The sequence below is a fragment of the Sphingomonas sp. KC8 genome (genome assembly GCF_002151445.1).
In the GTDB taxonomy this organism is placed as follows: Bacteria; Pseudomonadota; Alphaproteobacteria; order Sphingomonadales; family Sphingomonadaceae; genus Sphingomonas_E.
On sequence record NZ_CP016306.1, the window covers coordinates 3,983,421 to 4,004,219 of the forward strand.

Annotated in this window: 18 protein-coding genes; 11 read left to right on the forward strand and 7 right to left on the reverse strand. The window is 61.3% G+C overall.

What is annotated here, in order from left to right; genetic code table 11:
* The first annotated feature begins 74 nt into the window (after window positions 1–74).
* A complete protein-coding gene (locus KC8_RS19095) occupies window positions 75–407 on the forward strand; it encodes a hypothetical protein (protein WP_010126882.1) in 333 nt (110 codons plus the stop codon).
* A gap of 1,083 nt (window positions 408–1,490) precedes the next feature.
* Here the strand turns inward: KC8_RS19095 and KC8_RS19100 are convergent.
* Window positions 1,491–2,662 (reverse strand): IS3 family transposase gene (locus KC8_RS19100; protein WP_157663893.1). Its coding sequence is split into 2 segments (ribosomal slippage): window positions 1,491–2,398 and window positions 2,398–2,662, totalling 1,173 coding nucleotides; the frame shifts between segments, so codons are not numbered across the junction.
* Here KC8_RS19100 and KC8_RS19105 point away from each other — a divergent pair.
* The 3 genes from KC8_RS19105 to KC8_RS19115 all read left to right on the forward strand — a co-directional run bounded on the left by KC8_RS19105 (window position 2,652) and on the right by KC8_RS19115 (window position 4,729).
* Complete coding sequence (locus KC8_RS19105) at window positions 2,652–3,893, forward strand: AMP-binding protein (RefSeq protein ID WP_232455712.1); 1,242 nt, start codon at window positions 2,652–2,654, stop codon at window positions 3,891–3,893. The genes KC8_RS19100 and KC8_RS19105 overlap by 11 nt on opposite strands.
* A 74-nt stretch (window positions 3,894–3,967) precedes the next feature.
* Window positions 3,968–4,390, forward strand: a complete 423-nt coding sequence (locus KC8_RS19110; protein ID WP_010126919.1) for a nuclear transport factor 2 family protein — start codon at window positions 3,968–3,970, stop codon at window positions 4,388–4,390.
* 45 nt (window positions 4,391–4,435) lie between these two features.
* Window positions 4,436–4,729 (forward strand): putative quinol monooxygenase, encoded by a 294-nt coding sequence (locus KC8_RS19115; RefSeq protein ID WP_010126920.1) that lies wholly within the window; start codon window positions 4,436–4,438, stop codon window positions 4,727–4,729.
* Window positions 4,730–4,745: 16 nt separating this feature from the next.
* Here KC8_RS19115 and KC8_RS19120 read toward each other — a convergent pair whose 3' ends face one another.
* From KC8_RS19120 to KC8_RS19130, 3 genes are read right to left on the reverse strand one after another with little or no spacing between them, the layout of a single operon-like run.
* Window positions 4,746–5,528 carry an SDR family oxidoreductase gene (locus KC8_RS19120; protein WP_010126921.1) on the reverse strand — a complete coding sequence of 261 codons (783 nt, stop codon included), beginning with the start codon at window positions 5,526–5,528 and terminating at the stop codon, window positions 4,746–4,748.
* A gap of 22 nt (window positions 5,529–5,550) precedes the next feature.
* Window positions 5,551–6,333, reverse strand: a complete 783-nt coding sequence (locus KC8_RS19125; protein ID WP_010126922.1) for an SDR family NAD(P)-dependent oxidoreductase — start codon at window positions 6,331–6,333, stop codon at window positions 5,551–5,553.
* Window positions 6,334–6,347: 14 nt separating this feature from the next.
* On the reverse strand, window positions 6,348–7,157 hold the full coding sequence (locus KC8_RS19130; protein WP_010126923.1) for an SDR family NAD(P)-dependent oxidoreductase: 810 nt from the start codon (window positions 7,155–7,157) through the stop codon (window positions 6,348–6,350).
* A 240-nt stretch (window positions 7,158–7,397) separates the two neighbouring features.
* Between KC8_RS19130 and KC8_RS19135 the strand changes: the two genes are divergently transcribed.
* The 4 genes from KC8_RS19135 (at window position 7,398) to KC8_RS19150 (ending at window position 11,684) form a co-directional block, all read left to right on the forward strand.
* Window positions 7,398–8,693, forward strand: a complete 1,296-nt coding sequence (locus KC8_RS19135) for a TonB-dependent receptor plug domain-containing protein (protein ID WP_086495641.1) — start codon at window positions 7,398–7,400, stop codon at window positions 8,691–8,693.
* Between the two features lie 52 nt (window positions 8,694–8,745).
* Window positions 8,746–10,109 (forward strand): IS3 family transposase gene (locus KC8_RS19140; protein WP_374952959.1). Its coding sequence is split into 2 segments (ribosomal slippage): window positions 8,746–9,093 and window positions 9,096–10,109, totalling 1,362 coding nucleotides; the frame shifts between segments, so codons are not numbered across the junction.
* A gap of 109 nt (window positions 10,110–10,218) precedes the next feature.
* Window positions 10,219–11,322: an acyl-CoA dehydrogenase family protein gene (locus KC8_RS19145; protein ID WP_029624601.1), complete on the forward strand. Its 1,104-nt coding sequence runs from the start codon at window positions 10,219–10,221 to the stop codon at window positions 11,320–11,322.
* Complete coding sequence (locus tag KC8_RS19150; RefSeq protein WP_010126035.1) at window positions 11,322–11,684, forward strand: EthD domain-containing protein; 363 nt, start codon at window positions 11,322–11,324, stop codon at window positions 11,682–11,684. The genes KC8_RS19145 and KC8_RS19150 overlap by 1 nt, the downstream gene beginning before the upstream one ends.
* A gap of 21 nt (window positions 11,685–11,705) precedes the next feature.
* Here KC8_RS19150 and KC8_RS19155 read toward each other — a convergent pair whose 3' ends face one another.
* Window positions 11,706–12,716, reverse strand: a complete 1,011-nt coding sequence (locus tag KC8_RS19155; RefSeq protein WP_010126034.1) for an NADP-dependent oxidoreductase — start codon at window positions 12,714–12,716, stop codon at window positions 11,706–11,708.
* Between the two features lie 133 nt (window positions 12,717–12,849).
* On the opposite strand from KC8_RS19155, the gene KC8_RS19160 reads away from it, so the two are divergent.
* The 3 genes from KC8_RS19160 (at window position 12,850) to KC8_RS19170 (ending at window position 18,555) form a co-directional block, all read left to right on the forward strand.
* Window positions 12,850–13,218 (forward strand): Rieske (2Fe-2S) protein, encoded by a 369-nt coding sequence (locus KC8_RS19160; protein ID WP_010126033.1) that lies wholly within the window; start codon window positions 12,850–12,852, stop codon window positions 13,216–13,218.
* A 379-nt stretch (window positions 13,219–13,597) separates the two neighbouring features.
* Window positions 13,598–16,252 carry a glycoside hydrolase family 2 gene (locus tag KC8_RS19165; protein ID WP_010126032.1) on the forward strand — a complete coding sequence of 885 codons (2,655 nt, stop codon included), beginning with the start codon at window positions 13,598–13,600 and terminating at the stop codon, window positions 16,250–16,252.
* A gap of 56 nt (window positions 16,253–16,308) precedes the next feature.
* Window positions 16,309–18,555 (forward strand): TonB-dependent receptor, encoded by a 2,247-nt coding sequence (locus KC8_RS19170; RefSeq protein ID WP_010126031.1) that lies wholly within the window; start codon window positions 16,309–16,311, stop codon window positions 18,553–18,555.
* Window positions 18,556–18,645: 90 nt separating this feature from the next.
* Here the strand turns inward: KC8_RS19170 and KC8_RS19175 are convergent, their stop codons facing one another.
* Together KC8_RS19175 and manD are read right to left on the reverse strand one after the other, a co-directional pair.
* Entirely contained in the window at window positions 18,646–19,572 is a 927-nt protein-coding gene (locus KC8_RS19175) for a sugar kinase (protein ID WP_029624599.1), read from the reverse strand.
* An 11-nt stretch (window positions 19,573–19,583) separates the two neighbouring features.
* A complete protein-coding gene (gene manD / locus KC8_RS19180; RefSeq protein WP_010126028.1) occupies window positions 19,584–20,792 on the reverse strand; it encodes a D-mannonate dehydratase ManD in 1,209 nt (402 codons plus the stop codon).
* Window positions 20,793–20,799: the final 7 nt, after the last annotated feature.

Genomic DNA, 20,799 nt, shown 5'->3' on the forward strand with positions numbered 1-20,799 from the left:
GACGGTCAGGACACGCCGACATTGCGGACGGACCGCTTTTTAGCCACTTCTTCAGGGAGAAAAGGGGGGGGGGCATGATGGGGCCTAAAGAATTCGCTGAGGCATGTCGGCAGGAGCGCGATGCGATGCTGGCCCTTTACGCTGATGCCGGCGGTGGATCAGCAGTGGGAGAGCGCCTTCGTGCTGCGGGGTTGAGCGAAAACCAGACCAAGGAAGTGTTTGCCGCTCTCAATGGCGCTCTAACGGATGCTTTCTACACTGTCTTGTTGGCACTTGATGGATCGGCCGCGCTGGGCGGCCAGCAGCAGACCTTTCAACTTGCTGATCAGCACGGCACGCCAATCGCATCCGGAGACGGCCGCCTTGAATCCGCGGCTTGGGTAGCGCTTCAACAAGACCAGGATTGACCGCTTCCCCGACAATGCCGCCGAAGGGCGATCAGGCGACGCACCCTGATTCCCGACCGACGGCTTTCCGAAACCTGACAGGCCGCCTTCCGCGTTTTCCGCCGAATTCCTGTCTGTCAGGACACGACGACTATGCGGACGCGTCTCGCAACGGCAGTTCACGACCCACCGCGGGATTTGAAAATTAAATCTCGGGACCACGTGGCTCGGTAAAATCGGACCATTCCGGCCCCTCGCCACAATCCCCCTCGGTGCAACGCAATAGCCGAGACATCAATGCGCGCACCCGCTGCGCTTCCATGCATGGCGCGTCATGTGTTGGGCGAAATATCGTGATTGGTTGCGGGGACATCTCAGTGACCAATCGAAGATACTCTTCTAGCGCACCCCATTGAACCGGATGTCCGTTCCATTGCGGCGTGCCGTCACTTGCCATTGTCACAATGTTGGCTCCGGCGTGTCCTGCTTGTGTATAAGGTTGCCTGACCCAACTTGGATCTGGTCCCGAACACGCCGGAGGCGAGATTTCCGAGCAAGCGCCCGCCATTAGGAAGATTGCGGCGATCACAGCGGTTAACCTGAAAACTCTCATGCCGTGATACTCGCACGCAGTAAGCGGCCTTTCAACGTCCGCTTCCCCCGACTAAGCCGACCAACGCGGACATCGAGGCGATGCCCGAAACCGGTCATCGTTCTGAATCTGAACGTGCGGCAGGTTATGGGCAGCCAAAATGGCGCCCTGGATGGCGGCTTCGTCGGGGGGAGCGGCCGTTGCCATCGGCCTCCGTAACGTCCGGCTTGGGTGGTTAGCTGCCAGACAGGTTTGCGTTCGTTTCGATGGAAAGCAGACACGAACGGCGATAAGCTGGGCGATATGAGAGTAACAAAGGACGGTGATTTCTTCCGGGGCAGCCACATCCCAGGCCCGACGCATAACTTCTTGAGGATGCGAGTTCAGGCCGCGCACCTCGGTGGCTACGAAGTTCGGATCTTACCACCGGTTGGCGAGTGCTGTCATGGCGACTCTATCAATGCCGAAGAGGCCCGCGTGATCGGCCCCCACCGAGTGGTCCGGTTTGATTGTTAGTGCATTGTTGCTTCCGCCGCCATTGCTGACGGTAGGTGGAGCGAAGCGGAACCGGACGGCGGCAATGGCGGTGTCGCACTTTCCGGGGCCGGCGGCCGATAGCCGAGGCTGCTGTGCGGGCGAACGGTGTTGTAATGCCGCCGCCAGGCCTCGATCAGCACCTTGGCCTCGGCGAGGCTGTAGAAGATCTCGCCGTTGAGCAGTTCGTCGCGGAGCGACCCATTGAAGCTTTCGTTATAACCATTCTCCCACGGTGAACCGGGCGCGATATACAAGGTCTTCACGCCGATCTGGGCGAGCCATGTCTGCACGGCAGTGGCGATAAACTCGGCGCCATTGTCCGACCGGATATGAGCCGGTGGTCCCCGCGCGATGAACAGGTCAGCGAGAGCCGCCAGCACATCTTCATGCTTGAGCTGGCGTGCCACGATAAGCGCGAGGCACTCCCGGCTGGCCTCGTCGATAATGGTGAGGATCCGGAACTTGCGCCCGTCATGCGTACGGCCCTCGACGAAGTCGTAGGCCCAGACATGCCCTGGATATTCCGGCCTGAGCCGGATACACGAGCCGTCGTTCAGCCATAACCGGCCCCGCTTTGGCTGGCGCTGTGGCACCTTCAACCCCTCCTTGCGCCAAATCCGCTCAACGCGTTTGCGGTTCACCGTCCAGCCGGCATCGCGCAGCAATGCGGTCACCCGGCGATAGCCGTAGCGGCCGTATTGCTTGGCCAGTGCGATAATGTCCTCGGTGAGCCGCACCTCATCATCCGCCCCGCGCGGCACCTTGCGATGCGTCGACCGATGTTGCCCGAGCACCCGGCATATACGCCGCTCGGACACTGGCAACTCCCGCCGCAACTGATCGATACAGCGTCGCCGCCGCGCGGGGCTCAGAAGTTTCCCCGAGCGGCCTCCTGAAGGATCAGCTTGTCCAGCGTCAGGTCCGAGATCGCCCGGCGAAGCCGCAGATTCTCCTTCTCCAGATCCTTCATCCGCCGCGCCTGGTCGGTCTTCAGACCGCCATATTCCTTGCGCCAGCGGTAGTAGGTTTGCTCGGTGACCGCGATGCGCCGGCAGGCTTCGGCCGTCGTTCCACCCTGCGCCAGCACGATCTCAACTTCACGCAGCTTGCCGATGATCTCTTCCGGCTTGTGCTTCTTGCTCGGCATTCGTCGTCCCTTTCGTGATCCAGACTATCATAGTCGATGGACCACTCAGACGGAGGCAGATCACGATGGCGATGCCGGATATCGCATTCTGCCGGCTGATGGCTTTGCCGCATGGCGCGATGCCCAGCCCGACCACGATCCCCACGGGGACGCCGGTTATGACGATCCGGTGCTGCAACTCTACACGTCGGGCACGACGGGCAATCCCAAGGGCGCGATGCTTGCCAACCGCAGCCTGCTTTCGCTGCGGGCCGACTATCCCGCCGAACAGATGCCCGAATGGAATCGATGGGGTCCGCACGATGTCAGCCTGATCGCGATGCCCAATTTCCATATCAGCGGATCGGGCTGGGGGCTTTGGACCCTGCAACATGGCGCCAAGGGTGTCGTCGTACGCGAATTCGATCCGCATCAGGTGCTGGACCTGATGACCCGCCATCGCATCACCAAGATCATGATGGTGCCGACGGCGATGCGCATCGTGTGCGATCATCCGGATGCCGCAGGTACGGATTTCAGTTTCCTTAAATATATTTGCTACGGCGGATCGGCGATCCCGCTCGATCTGCTGCGCCAGGCGATTTCGGTGTTCGGCTGCGGCTTTGCCCAGATGTATGGGATGACGGAAACAGCGGGAACGATTGTCGGCTTGCCGCCGGAAGATCATGACCCTGCCGGCAACCAACGGATGCGGGGCGTGGGCGTGCCGCTGCCGGGCGTCGAGGTCCGAATCGTCGACGAGGGCGGCAACGAACTGCCGCGCGGGCAGGTGGGCGAGATCGTGACGCGATCCGGCGCCAACATGTCCGGCTATTTCGGCAATGCCGCGGCGACCGCCGAGACGATCGATCGCGAGGGCTGGTTGCGGACCGGCGATGCCGGTTCGATGGACGAGGACGGTTACATCTACCTTGCCGACCGGATGAAGGACATGATCATCACCGGCGGCGAAAACGTCTATCCAGCAGAGGTGGAAAACGCGTTGTACAGCCATCCACAGGTGAGCGACGTTGCGGTGATCGGCGTGCCCGACCCGAAATGGGGGGAGGCCGTAAAGGCGATCGTTGTGCCTGCGCCTGGCGAGCGGCCCGAGCCGGCGGAACTGATCGCATGGGCGCGTGCCCGGATCGCGGGATACAAGGCGCCCAAGTCGATCGATTTCCGTGAGACGTTGCCGCGTAATCCGTCCGGCAAGATTCTCCGCCGCCTGTTGCGCGACGAATATCGCTGACCTCGCTGTTTCAGCAGGTCCCAGCCGCAGCGCGACCGCATAGCGTGGCGGCGCAGACCATAGCGGAGAGGCGCATGACAGCGAATTTTACAGGGCCGCTTGAGGATCGCGTGGCGATCCGCGAAGTGATCGAAACCTATGCCGATGCGGTCAACCGCTTCGACGAGGAATTGTGGGCGTCGCTCTGGGTTGAGGACAGCCATTGGGATCTGTCGCATTATCCGGAACTCGGCATCGTCAACGGCAAGCGGGCGATCGTCGATCTGTGGCGGAGCGCGATGCCTGCTTATCCGCAACTCAGTTTCATGGTGACGATCGGCGCTATCCGGGTCGATGGCGATGCAGCCGAGGCGCGGGCCTATATTTCCGAGGTCTATGCCGAACCCGGCACCGAAAGGGATAAACGGGCACGGGCCTGTTACAATGACAGGCTGGTCCGGCGCGACGGCCGCTGGTTCCTGCAGAGCCGCGTGTTCAACATCATCCACCAGACCTGAACCGGCGCCATTCTTCTCAACCTTCCCCTAAAGCAGGATCATGCCATGATCGTCGTCACCGGACAGATATTCACCGACCCGAAAACCCTGCCTGCGTTATTCGCGCGACTTCAGGCGCTGTGCGAACCATCCCGCGCGGAGGATGGTTGCCTGTTCTATCATATGGGCCTGGAGGATGCGGAAAAGGGCATCATCATGGCGATGGAAGGCTGGCGCGACATGGAAGCGTTGCAGACCCATCTCGCGCTGCCGGCGATCGCCAGCCTGCTGGCCGACTTTGACGGCAAATATACCAATCAGGTGACGATCCACGAGGTCACATCCTCGCAGAAATTCTGAACGGGCCTCCCGGGGGTCAGACTCCCGGGAGACCGGCTGTCGATCCCCCGTCGATCACCATTTCCGCGCCGGTGACAAATCTTGCGTCATCGGACGCGAGGTAGACGAGCAGGGCGACGATTTCCTCGGTGCGGCCCAGCCGCCCCATCGGCGCAATATTTTCCAGCATCGAACGGGCGGCTGCGGGATCCGGCGCGCCCGAAATGGCCCCCAATATCAGCGGCGTTTCGATCACCCCCGGATGGATCGTGTTGCAGCGAATATTGAGCCGTGCCTTGGCGCAATGCACCGCCACGGATTTGGCGAGCAGGCGAATCGCGCCCTTGGTCGTTGAATAGGTCACGTCGCCGGCAAGCGCGAGGATGCCGTTGATCGAACTGTTGAGGATGATCGACCCGCCCGGGCCTTCCGGGTTCGTCTTCATCAGGGCAATCGCGTTCTGGCAGGTCAGCATCGAACCGGTCAGGTTGATGTCGACAATCTTGCGCCATGCGCCAATGTCCACGGTTTCAATGTCGCTGTCGCCCGCGTTGATCCCGGCATTGGCGAAGGCGATGTCGAGCCGGCCGAACGTGTTGCGGATCGCCTGCGAGACACCGGCCCAGCCTTCTGCATCCTGCACCGCGTGCTGCACGAACAGTGCCCCGGTTTCCGCGGCGATCTTGTCGCCCGCGGCCTGGTTGTTGCCGGTGAAGGCAACCTTGGCACCTTCTGCGATCAGGCCGCGTACGGCGGCCTCGCCAATGCCGTTGGTGCCACCAGTGATGAGCGCCGCCTTGCCAGCCAGTTTGCCTGCCATATCCTCTTTCCTTCTTGCACAGTCAGCGAGCGGTCATGCCGCCGTCGATCACCAGTTCCGATCCGGTCATGAAGCTCGCGCCCGGCGAGCACAAATAGACGATGCCGGCGGCGATCTCGTCGGGTTCGCCCATCCGGCCGATCGCATGTCCGGCGGAAACGGTTGCACGCGCGGTCTGTTCGTCCGCGAACAGGCCGGCTTCGACATAGCGGGCGTAGATCGTGTCCATCATGCTGGTGTCGATTCCGCCGGGGTGGACCGAATTTACGCGGATTGGCCAGCCCAGCATGGCATATTCGGCCGCCGCGCTTTTCGTGAAGAGGCGAACGGCGCCCTTGCTGGTGCAATAGGCCGCCATATAGGCCGATCCCTTCAACCCGCCGACCGACGACAGATTGACGATGGATGCCCCTCCCTTGCGATCGGCGCCACTGCGGCGGAGCAGTTCGGCAGCGGCCTTGGTGCCCAGGAAAACACCTTCGACATTCACCGCCTGGCATTTGCGCCATTCTGCCAGGCTCGTTTCGGCAATGCTGTTGGTGACGGAGATTCCGGCATTGTTGACGAGTGCATCCAGCCGGCCGTGACGGGCGGCGATATCGGCGATCAGCGTTGTCCACGCGGCTTCATCGGTCACGTCGAGACGATGATATTCGGCGGCGGCGTCTATTGTGGCTTCGGCTGCGATGTCGCTTGCGATCACGGTCGATCCTGCGTCGCGCAGCGCTTTTACCGTTGCACGGCCGATGCCGCCGGTTGCGCCCGTGACAAGCGCGACGGTGCCGGAAAGGTCGAAGGGGGACATATCTGATCTCCTGATCAACGTGCGGTCCAGCCGCCGTCGACGACGACTTCGCTGCCCGTCATGTAACTGGAATCATCACTTGCGAGGAAGGCGACGACCCGACCGATCTCGATCGGCTGCGCGAGCCGCTTCACCGGGGTTGTCTGCGCCATCGCGTCGATCAGCTGCTGCGCGGTGACAGTCCCGTCGCGGGCGGCCCAGCGTTCCATTCCCTTGTGAAGGAGCGGTGTTTCGACGAAGCCGGGATGAACGCTGTTGACGCGGATCGGGACCCCTGCGTCGGCGAACTCCAGTGCGTTTGATTTGGTGAACAGCCGCACCGCGCCCTTGGACGCATTGTAGGCCGAAACCTCACCCATGCCGACGAGACCCATGATCGAGCTTATGTTGATGATGCTCGATCCATAAGGCGTGCTGTCGCCCGTCTTGGCAAGCAATGGCTGGAAGGTCTTGGTGCCGAGGAAAACCGTGTCGATGTTGAGTGTCATCAGTCGGCGCCAATCTTCCAGTGCCAGGTCCTGAACCTTGCCGGTCAGGTCCGCGCCGACATTGTTCACCAGAATGTCGAGGCGGCCGAACATCGCCTCCACACGGGCGCGTGCATTCTGCCAGTTCGCATCGTCGGTGGCATCGAGCTGCATGTAGATGGCGCCCGGAATTGCGGCGAGAACCGTCCTTGGTTCCGCGCTGTCCGGGGCATCGAGATCGGTGATGATCGTCGTCGCGCCATCGGCGACGAGGCATTCGGCGATGGCGCGGCCAATGCCGCGCAGCGCGCCCGATACCAGGGCAATCCGCCCGTCCAGCCTTTTGCCGCTCGTCATCCTCAATCCCTTTTTGCTATTCCGCATTGATCCAGCGGCTGGGTGCGGTTTTCCCGCGCAGTCGTTCCTGTCACACCTGCTGATTGTGACAGGGTGACGGGGCGGTCGTCTCGGCGCATTCATCCTGACGCGAGCCGACCTGCGCCTAGTGCGAAAGAGAGGGCCGCATTGGGATTGGAAGTCGCCGCGCGGGGATAGGCAGGCCGCCAGGCTACCCGCGGCGCTACGAAAGGGCGTAAGATGATCATAGGCAGTTCGCGCACCTACCTGCACTCGGCATGTAGCGCGCTGGCTATTACGCTGGGCCTCGTCGCCCCTGTGCAGGCGCAGGAAGCGTCATCCGGGCCGCAAGCGCAGGGTGCATCGGCAGCACCGGGCGCCACCACTGCCAGCCCAGTCGGTGGCCTTGAGGATATCGTCGTGACGGCGCGCAAGCGATCCGAAAGCGTTCAGGAGATTCCGGTCGCGGTAACCGCGCTTCCGGCCAAGCTGATCGAGGAACAGGATCTTACGAGTCTGGAAAAGGTGGCGGCCCGCACGCCCAATTTCACCGTCGGCCGTGCATCGAACGGTTCGGGCGCGCAGCTTACGATGCGCGGCATTGGTTCGTCGTCGACCTCGATCGGTATCGAACAGTCGGTCGCGATCGTCGTGGATGGCGTTTATTATGGCCAGGGCCGTATCATCAACGAAGGGTTTTTCGATCTTTCCCGGCTGGAAATCCTGAAAGGGCCGCAGGCGCTGTTTTTCGGTAAGAATGCGACGGCTGGCGTGATCTCCCTCACGACGGCCGATCCCACCGATGAATTCGAATTCCGTGGCAAGGCGTCCTACGAGTTCAAGGCCCAGCAGGTGCAATTGGAAGCGATCGCATCCGGGCCGCTGTCCGATACGCTGGGGCTTCGCGTCGCGGTGCGCGGATCCAAGATGTATGGCGGCTATTATCGGAACGTCGCCGATCCGGTTGTTTACAACACGTTCGACGTGGTGACCGGCGTGACAACACCGCACACCGCGACGCCGGCGGCGCGTGAAGCACCTGGTGAGAGGGAATTGCTGGGCCGCGTGACGCTGAAATGGACCCCGACCGATCGCCTGACCGCGACCGTGAAGGCATCGGCAGACGTCAACAAGGTCAATAATTCGTCGTGGAACTACGTCGCTTATTCCTGTCCGTCGGGTTTTTCGCAGCTGAACGGATATGAGTGCAAGGAAGATTTCGTAACGCACCAGAATAATATTCCGACGGACATCGCGGCAAATTTCCCATACTCAAAATCCGATGGGTCTCTTTATAATAAGTATCGTTCTTATGCCGTAACGGGATCTATCAACTACGAACTTGATGACGTTACGTTCACGTCGGTAACCAATTATAACTGGAACAATAACCGCTGGGCGTGCGCATGTGATTTCCAGTCGAGTGCTGCCGGAACCTGGGCGACCGAGGATTCGACCTATCACGCCTTCTCATCCGAATTGCGCGCGTTGACCACGTTTGACTGTCCGCCGTCAGCACCAATGGCACAGATTTGAGGTTGTGATTTGAGGAGGATCTGGGCTTCGTCGCAGTGACGAAGGAACGCAGATGAAGCCCAGATCCTCCCATTCAAAATTGTCGTCGAAGGCCCCTGCGGAGCAGGTGGTGAAGAGCATCCGGCGGCAGACCCGTCGGCACTTCTCGGCTGAGGACAAGATCCGGATCGTGCTGGATGGCCTGCGCGGCGAGGACAGCATTGCCGAGCTGTGCCGCAAGGAAGGGATCGCCCAGAGCCTGTACTACACCTGGTCGAAGGAGTTCATGGAAGCCGGCAAGCGACGCCTGGCCGGCGACACCGCTCGTGCTGCGACCACCGGCGAGGTGCAGGATCTGCGCCGCGAAGCCCGGGCCCTGAAGGAATGCGTGGCCGACCTGACGCTCGAGAACCGGCTGCTCAAAAAAAGCATGATCGCGGATGGGGAAGGCGAAGAATGAGGTATCCCGCATCCGAGAAGCTCGAGATCATCAGGATCGTCGAACAGTCGCACCTGCCGGCCAAGCGCACGCTGGACCAGCTCGGCATTCCCCGCCGGACGTTCTATCGTTGGTATGATCGCTACCTTGAAGGTGGGCCGGAAGCGTTGGAAGATCGGCCATCGGTGCCGATCCGGGTGTGGAACCGCATCCCGGCCAAGATCTACGACCAGATCATCGAGCTGGCGCTGGAACAGTCCGAGCTGAGCCCCCGGGAGCTGGCCGTGCGCTTCACCGACGAGCAGCGCTACTTCGTATCGGAAGCCACGGTTTACCGGCTGCTCAAGGCCCACGACCTGATCACCAGCCCGGCTTACGTTGTGATCAAGGCGGCCGACCAGTTCCACACGAAGACCACCCGCCCGAACGAGATGTGGCAGACCGACTTCACCTACTTCAAGATTATCGGGTGGGGTTGGATGTACCTGTCGACCGTGCTCGACGACTTCTCGCGCTATATCATCGCCTGGAAGCTGTGCACCAACATGCGGGCCGAGGACGTGACCGACACGCTGGACCTCGCCCTGGCAGCTTCCGGCTGCGACAGCGCCACGGTGCTGCACAAGCCCCGGCTGCTCAGCGACAATGGCCCCAGCTACATCGCCGGTGAGCTGGCCGAATACATCGAAGTCCGGAAGATGAGCCACGTACGCGGAGCCCCGTGTCATCCCCAGACCCAGGGCAAAATCGAGCGCTGGCACCAGACCCTGAAGAACCGCATCCTGCTGGAAAACTACTTCCTGCCTGGCGACCTCGAGGCCCAGATCGAGGCCTTCGTCGAGCACTACAACCACCAGCGTTACCATGAGAGCCTGGCCAACGTGACGCCCGCCGACGCCTACTTCGGCAGGGCGCCGGCCATCATCAAGCAGCGCGAAAGGCTCAAGCGACAGACCATCGAACATCGGCGCTTGCAGCACCGCAAGCTCGCCGCCTAACATCAATCCCCAGACGAGGCCCGCACTCCGCTAATCTACGCCGCGATCTGCGCCAAATGTTCTGACGACGGACAATGCGTCGTGCCAGCCAGGTTTGGGGGAAGGCCGCTTGAACTTTGATCTGAGCGAGGAGCAGCGCCTGCTCCGCGATCTCATCGAGAAATATGTCGGTGATCGCTATGATGCGGTCAAGCGCCTGCGTTATATAGCTGAGCCTCATGGCTTTTCAGCCGAAGGCTGGCAGTTGATGGCGGAAACCGGCCTTCTCGCTTTCCACTTTCCGGAACAACTGGGCGGCCTTGGCGGTGGCGCCGATACGCTGATCACAGTGATGGAAGCGCTGGGGCGTGGCGTGACGACCGAACCGGTGCTGCCGGTGATCGTGCTTGCCGGCGGTGCGCTCCAGCGCGGCGGCAGTGATGCCCAGCGGGCGATCTGGCTTCCCCGGCTGATCGCGGGCACTGGCTTCGTCGCGCTGGCCCATACCGAACATGAATCGCGTTTCAACGAAACGGCGGTCGCGGCGCGCGCATCCGGCGATGGCGCCATGGTCAAGATCGACGGCACCAAACAGATGGTGCTCGGCGGCCCCTTTGCCGACGCATTCATCGTGTCGGCCCAATCGGATGTCGGAACGGTCGGGCTTTACCTCGTCTCCGCTGACGCCAGTGGAATAGAACGGCGCGATTATCGCATGGCCGATGGTTCGGCCGCCAGCGATCTCGTGCTGCGGCAGGTGGCGGCGGAACCGATGCCCGGCGATCTTGGCGTGCTGGAAGCGGTGCTCGCGGATGCGCGCCTTGCCATTAACGCGGAACTGATCGGCCTGATGGCGATGATGTTCGATGCCACGCTCGATTATGTGAAGACGCGTAACCAGTTCGGCCAGCCGATCGGGCAGTTCCAGGTGATCCAGCATCGCATGGCGGACAATTATGGCCGGCTCGAACTCAGTCGTTCGCATCTTTATAGCGCGGCGGCGACGGGTGATTCCGATCGGGGCATCGCACTGGCCGGGGCAAAGGCGTTCATCAGCGCGCGCGCGATTGAGCTTGGCGAGGATGCGATCCAGTTCCACGGCGGCATCGGTACAACCGAAGAGTTGATGGTCGGGCAGGCCTTCAAGCGGGCGCTGGTGCTCGCCTCGCTGTTTGGCGACAGTGATTGGGAATTACGCCGCTATGCGCGGTTTGTCAGCGATCACCGGCGCTGATGCTCAAGTTCGTCACCCTGCTCAAGCGTCGTCCCGGTATGAGCATTGCGGATTTTCGCGATTATTACGAACGGCACCATGCCCGGATCGGTGTGAAATACCTGTCCGGTTTCGCCCATCGATACATGCGCCGGTACATCGTGCCGATGCCGAACCCGGTGACCGGTGTCGCCGACGAGCCTGACCACGATGTCGTCATGGAGATATGGTTTCCCGATCGTGGCGCGTTCGATGCCGCCATGGAACGGCTTGGCGAACCCGCCATCGCCGCCGAAATCGCAGCCGACGAGGACCATCTGTTCGATCGTGCAATGCACCGCCATTTCTTCGTCGACGAATATGAATCCCCGTTGCGTCCGTAGCCGCCGGGCCAAAGCCGGCGGCTAATCCGCCAGCCGAACCATCGTCTTGCCGACATTGCCGCCGCTGAACAGCTTGCCATAAGCGGTCAGTGTATTTTCCAGTCCGTCGGTCACGTCGAACTCCATGTCGACACGGCCGCCATCGAGCCAGGGGCGCGTCAGCCGGTTGATCTCTTCCCCGCGAAAATAGAAATCGGGGGAGAAAAAGCCGGCAATGGTCAGCCGCTTCATCAAGACGAGATCGAAGGTCTTGGGGCCGCTCCGGTCAGCCTTGTCATAGGTTGCGATCAGCCCGCAGACGGCTACGCGGCCGTTCATCGCCATGTTCGGCAATATCTGGTCGAGCATCGGCCCGCCCACGCAATCGAAATAACAGTCGATCCCGCCGGGGGCGATTGCGCCGAGGCGCGCGGCGACATTTTCGGCCTTATAGTCGATCGCGGCGGCCAGCCCGTAGCGATCGGTCAGCATGGCGCATTTGCCTGCGCCACCGGCGATACCGATGACCCGGCAGCCCATCTGCATGGCGAACTGCGCGGCGAGCAGGCCTGTCGCGCCGGCTGCGGCCGACACCAGCACCGTTTCGCCCGGCCGAACCCGGCCATATTCGTTCAGCCCCACATAGGCGGTCCAGCCATTGGGGCCGAGCACCGCGAAATGCTGCCGCATGTCCACGATCGTATCGAGTTTCCAGATATCGCCAAGATCGGGGATCAGCACCGAATGATCCGCCCACTGGCCATAGGCGCGGACGAGATCGCCGGCCGTATAATCCGGGTGACGTGACGCCACCACACGGCCGAGCACGAAGCCGATCACTTTGCTGCCCAGCGGGGTCGGCGCCATGTAACTGTCTTCCCGCGCCGTCATCCACATGCGCGTTCCAGCGTCGAGCGACAGCCACAGGTTGCGTACCAGCACCTGGCGATCGCCGATCGTCGGCATTGCTTCTTCGACCAGCTTGATCGCAGAAGCAAAGTCGGTTCCTTCGGGATGTGCGGCCAGTTGCCAGTAACGGTTCCCGTTCGTCATTCCTGCTCTCCTTGGGGAGACCATGGCGTGCACGGTGCGTTCCCGGCAGCTATTACAAGCATCAATTGCCCGCGCCCAGGCAAACCGGCAGCGTCGGGGCGAATGATGGTCCGAAAAGGCGGGACGAAGGCGGATGAGCGAGAGCTATCATCGTGTGATCAAGGCGGTAGAGGTGGAAGAACGCGCGATGCTGCCGTTCATCGTGAACCGCTGGCCCGTCTTCGTCAGCCGGGAAGAAGGCCGGGTCCACGTCCTCATCAACCGTTGCAGCCACGCCGCTTCCGCGCTCGCGCCCGAAGGCCGCGTTCGCCGCGGATCGGTGATGTGCCCGCTTCACGGCGCCCGTTTCAAGCTCGATACCGGCGAATGTCTGGGAGGGGCGGGGTATAAGCCGCTGATGATATTCCCGTTCCGCGAAGATGCCGAAGGCTGGATCGAGGTCGCGGTTCCCGATGCCGCGCCCGGTGCGGAACATCTGCCGGTGAAGACGCCGCTGGCATAAGGCGCCGATCGATATCATGGGCCTGGCCCGGATAATGCCGCAGTTACAGCCGATGCGGCCATCGTAGAAACTCACCCCAGTCCAGGCGGCGATCGCGCGCAATTGCGAGATGGTCTCGCAGGCTGACGGCTCCGCCATGGCCTCGTGGCCAGCCAATGCCATCGGCCGTTCGGCGATTCCCGCATCACCCTTTGCCAACGCCCGTGCTGCGGGAATCGCCTGATCGACGGAGAGGCTTAGTCCCACGCATCCCAATCAGAATGTGGTTTGGCAGGTATGATTTATTGGCCTTACCATAAATCTTGACATGGCTTTATGTATCCTGAACAAAGGTAAGGCCAATAAGAATCAAGTGACAGCCGGAAAAGGCGGGGTGGGGATGATGGTGGGACGTAAGGGTGCCTTTGCAGGCACGTTCATGCTGGGTCTGCTAGTGTTTGCGGAGCCGGCTTTGGCGGACGCCGCGCCGCGCCGCGCGTTCGATCTGGCGCAAGGGTGGCGTTTTCAGCAGGGGGCACAGCCGGCGGAGCCGCTGGCGCCGGCCTTTGACGACCATTCCTGGAAACCGGTCAATCTGCCGCATAGCTGGAACCGGCTCGGCGAATATCGCACCGAACGAAGTGCGCAAACCAATAATTTCCAGGGTGTGGGTTGGTATCGGCTGCGTTTTCAATCGCCCGAAAAACTCGACGGCAAGCGGGCCGTGCTTCAGTTCGATGGCGTCGGCACGATCGCGGATGTCTGGTTGAACGGACACTATGTCGGCCGGCACAATGGCGCTTATTCGCGTTTCCGGTTCGATGTCAGCCGGTTCATGGCGGCAAAGGGCGACAATGTCCTGGTCGTCAAAGCCGACAACAGCAAGCCCAAGGCCGGGAGCACGACGGCCAACGTGCTGCCGATCGCGGGCGATTTCTTTCCCTATGGCGGGATTTATCGGGGCGTATCGCTGATCGTCACCGAACCCACCCATATCGATCTGCTCGATCATGCCGGCCCTGGTGTATATGCCTCGGTTGCATCGGTGGATGGCGCCGCGGCCGCGATCGACGTGGTTACCAAGTTGCGCAACGACGAAGGCAAGGCCCGCAACATCAGGGTTGTCGCTTCGATCCGTGACGACAAGGGCGCTGAAGTGGCCTCCGTATCGGCGCCGGCCAGGCTGGATGCGGCCAAGGTGGATAGCGTTCGCCAGTCGCTGACCGTTCCCAATCCGCGGCTGTGGCAGGGCAGGGCCGATCCCTATCTGTACAAGGTGGTGGTGGAACTGCGCGCGGGTACGAAGCTGCTGGATCGGGTGGAGCAGCCGCTGGGCATCCGCACGTTCCGGATGGATCCGGACAAGGGCTTTTTCCTCAACGGCAAGTCGTTGCCGCTGCACGGCGTTTCGCGCCATCAGGATCGACAGGGCAAAGGCTGGGCGCTGTCCGACGCGGATCATGTCGAGGATATGGACCTGATCCAGGAACTGGGCGCAAACACGATCCGCTTCGCCCATTATCAGCATGCGCCCAAATGGTTCGAACTGGCCGATGAGCGCGGCATGGTTGTCTGGGCCGAAATTCCCTACGTCAGCGCGGCATCCTTCACCGGCGGGACACCGACGCCTGAAATCGTCGACAATGCGCGCCAGCAACTGCTGGAACTGGTTCGACAAAATTATAACCATCCGTCGGTGGTGACATGGGGGGTCGGCAACGAGGTCGACAGCTATTCGATCTTCACGCGCAAGCCGGTGAAGGCGCGCGACCTGCTCAAGAATCTGAATGATCTGGCCAAGCAGGAAGATCCAACCCGGCCGACCACATTCGCGGACTGCTGCACGAATTCGCCTTATGGCGGGCCGGCGGACCCCGAACTGCTCTTTGATGTGACGGACGTGGCCGGGGTCAATCGCTACCCCGGCTGGTATGGGTTGAAGCCGACTGACATGGGGCCGCTGCTGGATGAGTTGCATGTCCGCTTTCCGAAGGTGCCGCTGGCGGTGAGCGAATTTGGCGCCGGCGCGGCGCTGACCCAGCATTCGGATAATCCGCTGGGGGGCCATATCAACGCCTTCGGCCGGCCGCACCCGGAAGAGTTCCAGTCCCTGATCCACGAGGAATCGTGGCGGGCGTTGGCCGCGCGGCCTTATCTGTGGGCCAGCTGGGTGTGGAACATGTTCGATTTCGCCAGCGATTTCCGTGTGGAAGGCGACGCAATCGACCTCAACGACAAGGGCCTCGTGACGTACGATCGCAAGACGCGAAAGGATGCCTTCTACTTCTACAAGGCCAATTGGAGCAGCGAACCGGTCGTTCACATCAATGGCCGGCGCTACATCAATCGCGCTTATCCCGTGATCGACGTGCGTGTGTACAGCAATGGCGAAAGCGCGACCCTGAAGGTCGGGGATACGGATCTCGGCACGCGGCCTTGTCCGGAACGGATATGCGTCTGGCAGAATGTGGCGCTCAAACCCGGCGAGAACCGCCTGGTGGCCAGTGCCGATTTCGCAGGAAAACCTGTGACGGACGAAATTGTGCTGAACGGGCCGGATCCTGTTGCCCGGGGCGTCCGGATCAATTCGGGCGATCTGACCGAGCAGACGCTGGCCGGAGGGCTGCAATTCGGTTCGGACCATTTCTTCGCCGGTGGCGAAGCCAGGGTGCTCAATCCAAAGGATATAACCGCCTTTCTCGCAAGTAACGCGTCGAAGGCGAAGATCGTCCATGGGGCGCGGATTGCCGGATTGCATGATGGCTATCGCGAAGGGGCCTTCACATATGACGTGCCGCTGCCGGATGGCACCTGGAACGTGGTGCTGCATTTCTTCGAACCTTCGGCAACGGCGGCCGGGCAGCGCACCTTCCAGGTTTCCGCCAATGGAAAGCGGCTGCTGTCGGGGTTCGATCCGTTCGCTGCCGCAGGCGGCGCGCTCAAGGCGGTGGAACGATCGTTCCCCGTCACGGTGAAGGGCGGTCGCCTGATGCTCGCGTTCGAGCCGGGGGCTGGCCCGGCCATGGTATCGGCCATCGAAATCACGCGGAAATAAGCCGGCAAACGGCACCCGGATACGACCTGATAAATCGGCTTAGGGGGAGGATAAGGATGAAGACGCAATGGATGGCGACGACGGCGCTGATCGCGCTCTCGTTGCCAGCGGGCGGCTATGCCCAAAGCACATCGAAAGCGGCTCCGAGTTCGGAGATCCAGGAAATCATCGTCACCGCTGAAAAACGATCTGCCAATGTGCAGGATGTGCCGGTTGCGCTGACCGTGATTTCCGGTGACGAGATTGCCAAGATCGGCGGCAGCAACTTCACCGATCTCGCCAAGATGGCCCCCAGCATGACGTTTCAGAATGGTGGAAATCCGGCGGTCAGTTCGATCTCGCTGCGTGGGATCGGTACGTTCGCTTATGGCATCGGCGTGGAATCCAGCGTGTTGGTCGTGGTCGACGATATCGCGCTGGCGCAGCAGTCCCAGGCGCTGACCGACCTAGTCGATATCGAGCGGGTAGAGGTTCTGCGCGGGCCGCAAAGTACGTTGTTCGGCAAATCGGCGTCGGCCGGCGTGATCAGCATCACGACCAAGGCGCCGTCAAACCAGTTCACCGCCCATGCCGAACTGAAAATCACCGACGATGACGAACAGCGTTATGCGGCAAGCATTTCCGGCCCGATCAGCAGCACGCTGGCGTTCCGGATCAGTGGTGCGCTGAATCGTTATGACGGCAATGTCCGTAACCTTTTCAACAACCGGATGGAAAATGGCCGGAAAAGCGACAGCATTTTCGCCAAGCTGCGCTGGGAACCATCGGACAGTTTTGATGCAACTCTGTCCGGGCACTACAATAAAACCAAAACGGAATGCTGCGCCGTGCCGTTCCGGTCGCTGTCGCCGCAGGCGCGCTTGCTGCGGATCCCGGCGCTGACCGCAGCGGTCTTCGCCCCCGGCATCGTCGCGAGCACCAGCAATGTCGATGCGATTGCCGACACGCTGGCCAGCCCGACCAGCAAGGATCGTGGTGCTGCACTCAAGATGAACTGGGATGTGGGTGATCATACGCTGACGTCGATCACCGCGATCAATCGCTACACATTCCGGGATTTTGCCGAAACGGATAATTCGGCCGTCGATATTCTCGCAATTCTGACGGGCGGCGCATTGCATGGCGGCGTGTCGCAGATGGGCCAATATGGCACCGACTCTTTCAGCCAGGAGTTTCGCCTGGCATCGCCGGATGGCCCGCTGAAATATGTCGTGGGGGCTTATTATTCCGACAATGATCTGACGCGCGCATTCCAGCGGGGGCCGCTGATCGCGGTAACCAATTTCAACGCGACTTCGGAATCGAAAAGTGCCGCGCTGTTTGGCCAGGCCGAATGGGAATTCCTGGATCGGACCAGCGTGATCGCGGGCCTCCGAGTCAATCGCGAAGAAATCAACTACAAGTTCCGGAACAATATCAATTCTGAAAAATTCGCGCGGTTCGACGATGATACCGCGGTAACCGGCAAGTTCGGCCTGCAGCATCACGCATCGGATGATGTGATGCTGTTCGCCACTTATGCCCGCGGCTACAAGGGGCAGTCCTACGATCTCACCAGCAGTTTCAACGCGGCGATTGCGGCGCTTCAGCCGGTAAAGGCGGAGCATTCGGATAGCTATGAAGCCGGCATGAAGGGCACGTTCCTCGATCGCCGGCTCGTCTTCAATGTCACCGCGTTCGCAACCGACTATCGTAACTTCCAGGCCCAGTCGCTGGAACCCACGCTGGGCGGCGCGTTGCGGCTCGATAATGTCGGGTCGGTAAGGACGCGCGGGGTTGAACTGGAATGGATCGCCAAGCCATCCAGCCAATTCACGCTGAGCGGTGGCGCGGCCTATGTCGATGCCACGATCAAGAAATATCCTCGCGCGCAATGCTATGGGGGGCAGACGCCGGCGCAGGGCTGTGTCGGCGGGGTGCAGGATCTGGCGGGCGCCAGATTGAGCAATGCCCCGAAATGGAAGGCCAATATCGTCGGCGACTACAGCGTCGATCTGCCGGGCCTGCCCTTCGATGCGAATGTCAGCCTGGGCTATACTTGGCAGAGTGCGGTGCAATATCAGCTGTCACAGGATCCGACGACGATCCAGAAGGCCTATGGCATTGCTGACTTCAATATTGGTATAAAGGAACGGGATAACGATCGCTACAGTATCACGTTGTTTGCGCGCAACCTGTTCAACAAGCATTATGCCACGGGATTATTCAACTTTCAGCAATTGCTTGGCGCGGAATCGGTGCAGCAATATCTGCCACGTGATTCTAGCCGGTATTTGGGTGTGAATATATCGGTATCCTATTGATGATGCGTCTGCCGGGGATTTCTGTCCCCGGCAACCATCATGGCACGATAATATGATTAGGCCGTCAATTTGACGCTCAACCTCGCAGGCTCAGACGCCGGGTGCGTAGGGCGCTTCGGCCGTCCGTTTCGGCAACGCGCCAGTGCGTGTGATAACCCAGCCGGCGAGTTGGTGGCCCATCCGGCAGGCGGTTGCCGCATCCAGTCCCCGCATCCGCGCGGCCAGATAGCCGCCGTTGAAGGCATCACCGGCACCGCTGGTATCGACCGGATCAATATCGGCGATCGCCGGCACCATCCGTCTGCGGCCTGCGGCGGATAGCAGGCAGCCCGATGCGCCCAGCTTTACGGCGATTTCGGCTGTGCCGTAGCTATGCCAGCGATCGGCCACGCTATCCGGATCCCGTGATCCGAACAGCAGCCTTTCGTCGGACAATGTCGGTAATCCGATGTCGCACAGGGCGGCCATCTTGCAAGCAACCGCGCGCGCGCTTTTCGGCCTGTCCCAAAGGGCGGGGCGGTAGTTGCTGTCGAACGCCACCCGCCCACCGTGCTGCCGTATTTCGGCGCATAAATCATAAACCCGTGCGCGCGCGTCTTCAGATAAGATCGCGAGGCTGATCAGGCTGAGATAGAACAGGTCGGCGCCGGCGGCATAAGCGAGCGCGGCGTCGATTCCGGGCAGGGCGAGCAGATGCCGCGCAGCGCTGTCATTGCGCCAGTAAAAGAAGCTGCGCTCGCCTTGCGCGTCGGTCCGGATCGCATAGAGGCCGGGAAGGTGGTCGGGGTCGGCCAGAACGTGATCGACATTCAGCCCTTCGGCGGCCCATTCCTCGCGCAGCGCCGTGCTGAACGGATCATTGCCCAGTGCCGAGACATAGGCCACGGGCAGGCCGAAACGGGCGAGGTGAATGGCCGTGTTGAGCGTGTCGCCGCCAAAGCCGAGCTGCCACCGGTCGTCACGACGATCGCGCCGGCTCATCTCCAGCATCCCTTCGCCGAGCACGCTGATCTGCATCGCCTGATGCTTTACCAATTCCACATCGTGCCATCCTCAAGCCGGGCGACTGGCAGATAAGCGGGCTTATAGGGATATTTCGCGGCTTCCGCTTCATCGATGTCGACGCCATGCCCTGCTGCATCGCCCGGATAGAGACTTCCCTGATCGAAGTAATATGCGTGCGGGAACACCGCATCGGTTTCGGGCGTGTGGCGCATATATTCCTGGATGCCGAAATTGGGCACCCAGCTATCGAAATGCAGCGCTGCGCCCATCGTGACGGGGGACAGATCGGTCGCGCCATGACAGCCGGTGCGTACCTGATAAAGCGCCGCGAAGTCGGCGATTCGGCGGAGGTGGGTAATGCCGCCAGCACGAACCACGGTTGTGCGGATATAATCGATCAACTGGTTCTGGATCAGATCCTTGCAGTCCCAGATCGTGTTGAAGATTTCCCCCACGGCAAGCGGCGTGGTGGTGTGCTGTCGGATCAGCCGGAAGGATTCCTGATTTTCGGCCGGCGTCGCATCTTCCATCCAGAACAGGTCATAGGGTTCGAGCGCCTTGCCCAGCGATGCGGCTTCAATCGGGGTCAGGCGGTGGTGAACATCGTGCAGCAAATGGTGGTCGAAGCCGAAGCGCGCGCGCAACCGGTCAAACAGCTTTGGCGCGAAATTCATATATTTGCGCGTGTCCCAGATGGTTTCCGCCGGCAATGCCGTGTCGGCCGGCTCGTAGAACAGCTTGCCGCGACCGACCCCATAAGCATCGGTTAGGCCCGGGACACCCGATTGCGCGCGGATCGCCTTATAGCCCATGTCGATATAGCGAGCGACTTCATCGGCGGTTTCTTCGATGTCGCGGCCATTGGCATGACCATAGACCATCACGCCTTCCCGGCTTTTGCCGCCCAGCAGATCGTGGAGCGGCATGCCCGCCATCTTGGCCTTGATATCCCACAATGCGGTATCGATCGCGGCGATCGCCGACATCGTCACCGGCCCGCGCCGCCAGTAAGCGCCGCGGTAGAGAAATTGCCAGATATCCTCGATCCGACGGGGGTCACGCCCGATCAGGCAGGGCAGGACGTGATCCTGCAGATAAGACATGACGGCCAGTTCGCGCCCGTTGAGCGTGGCGTCTCCAATCCCGTAGACGCCCTGATCGGTCAGGATCTTCAGGGTAACGAAATTGCGCCCGGGGGAGGTGACGATCACCTTGGCCGCATCGATTTTCATAGATCAT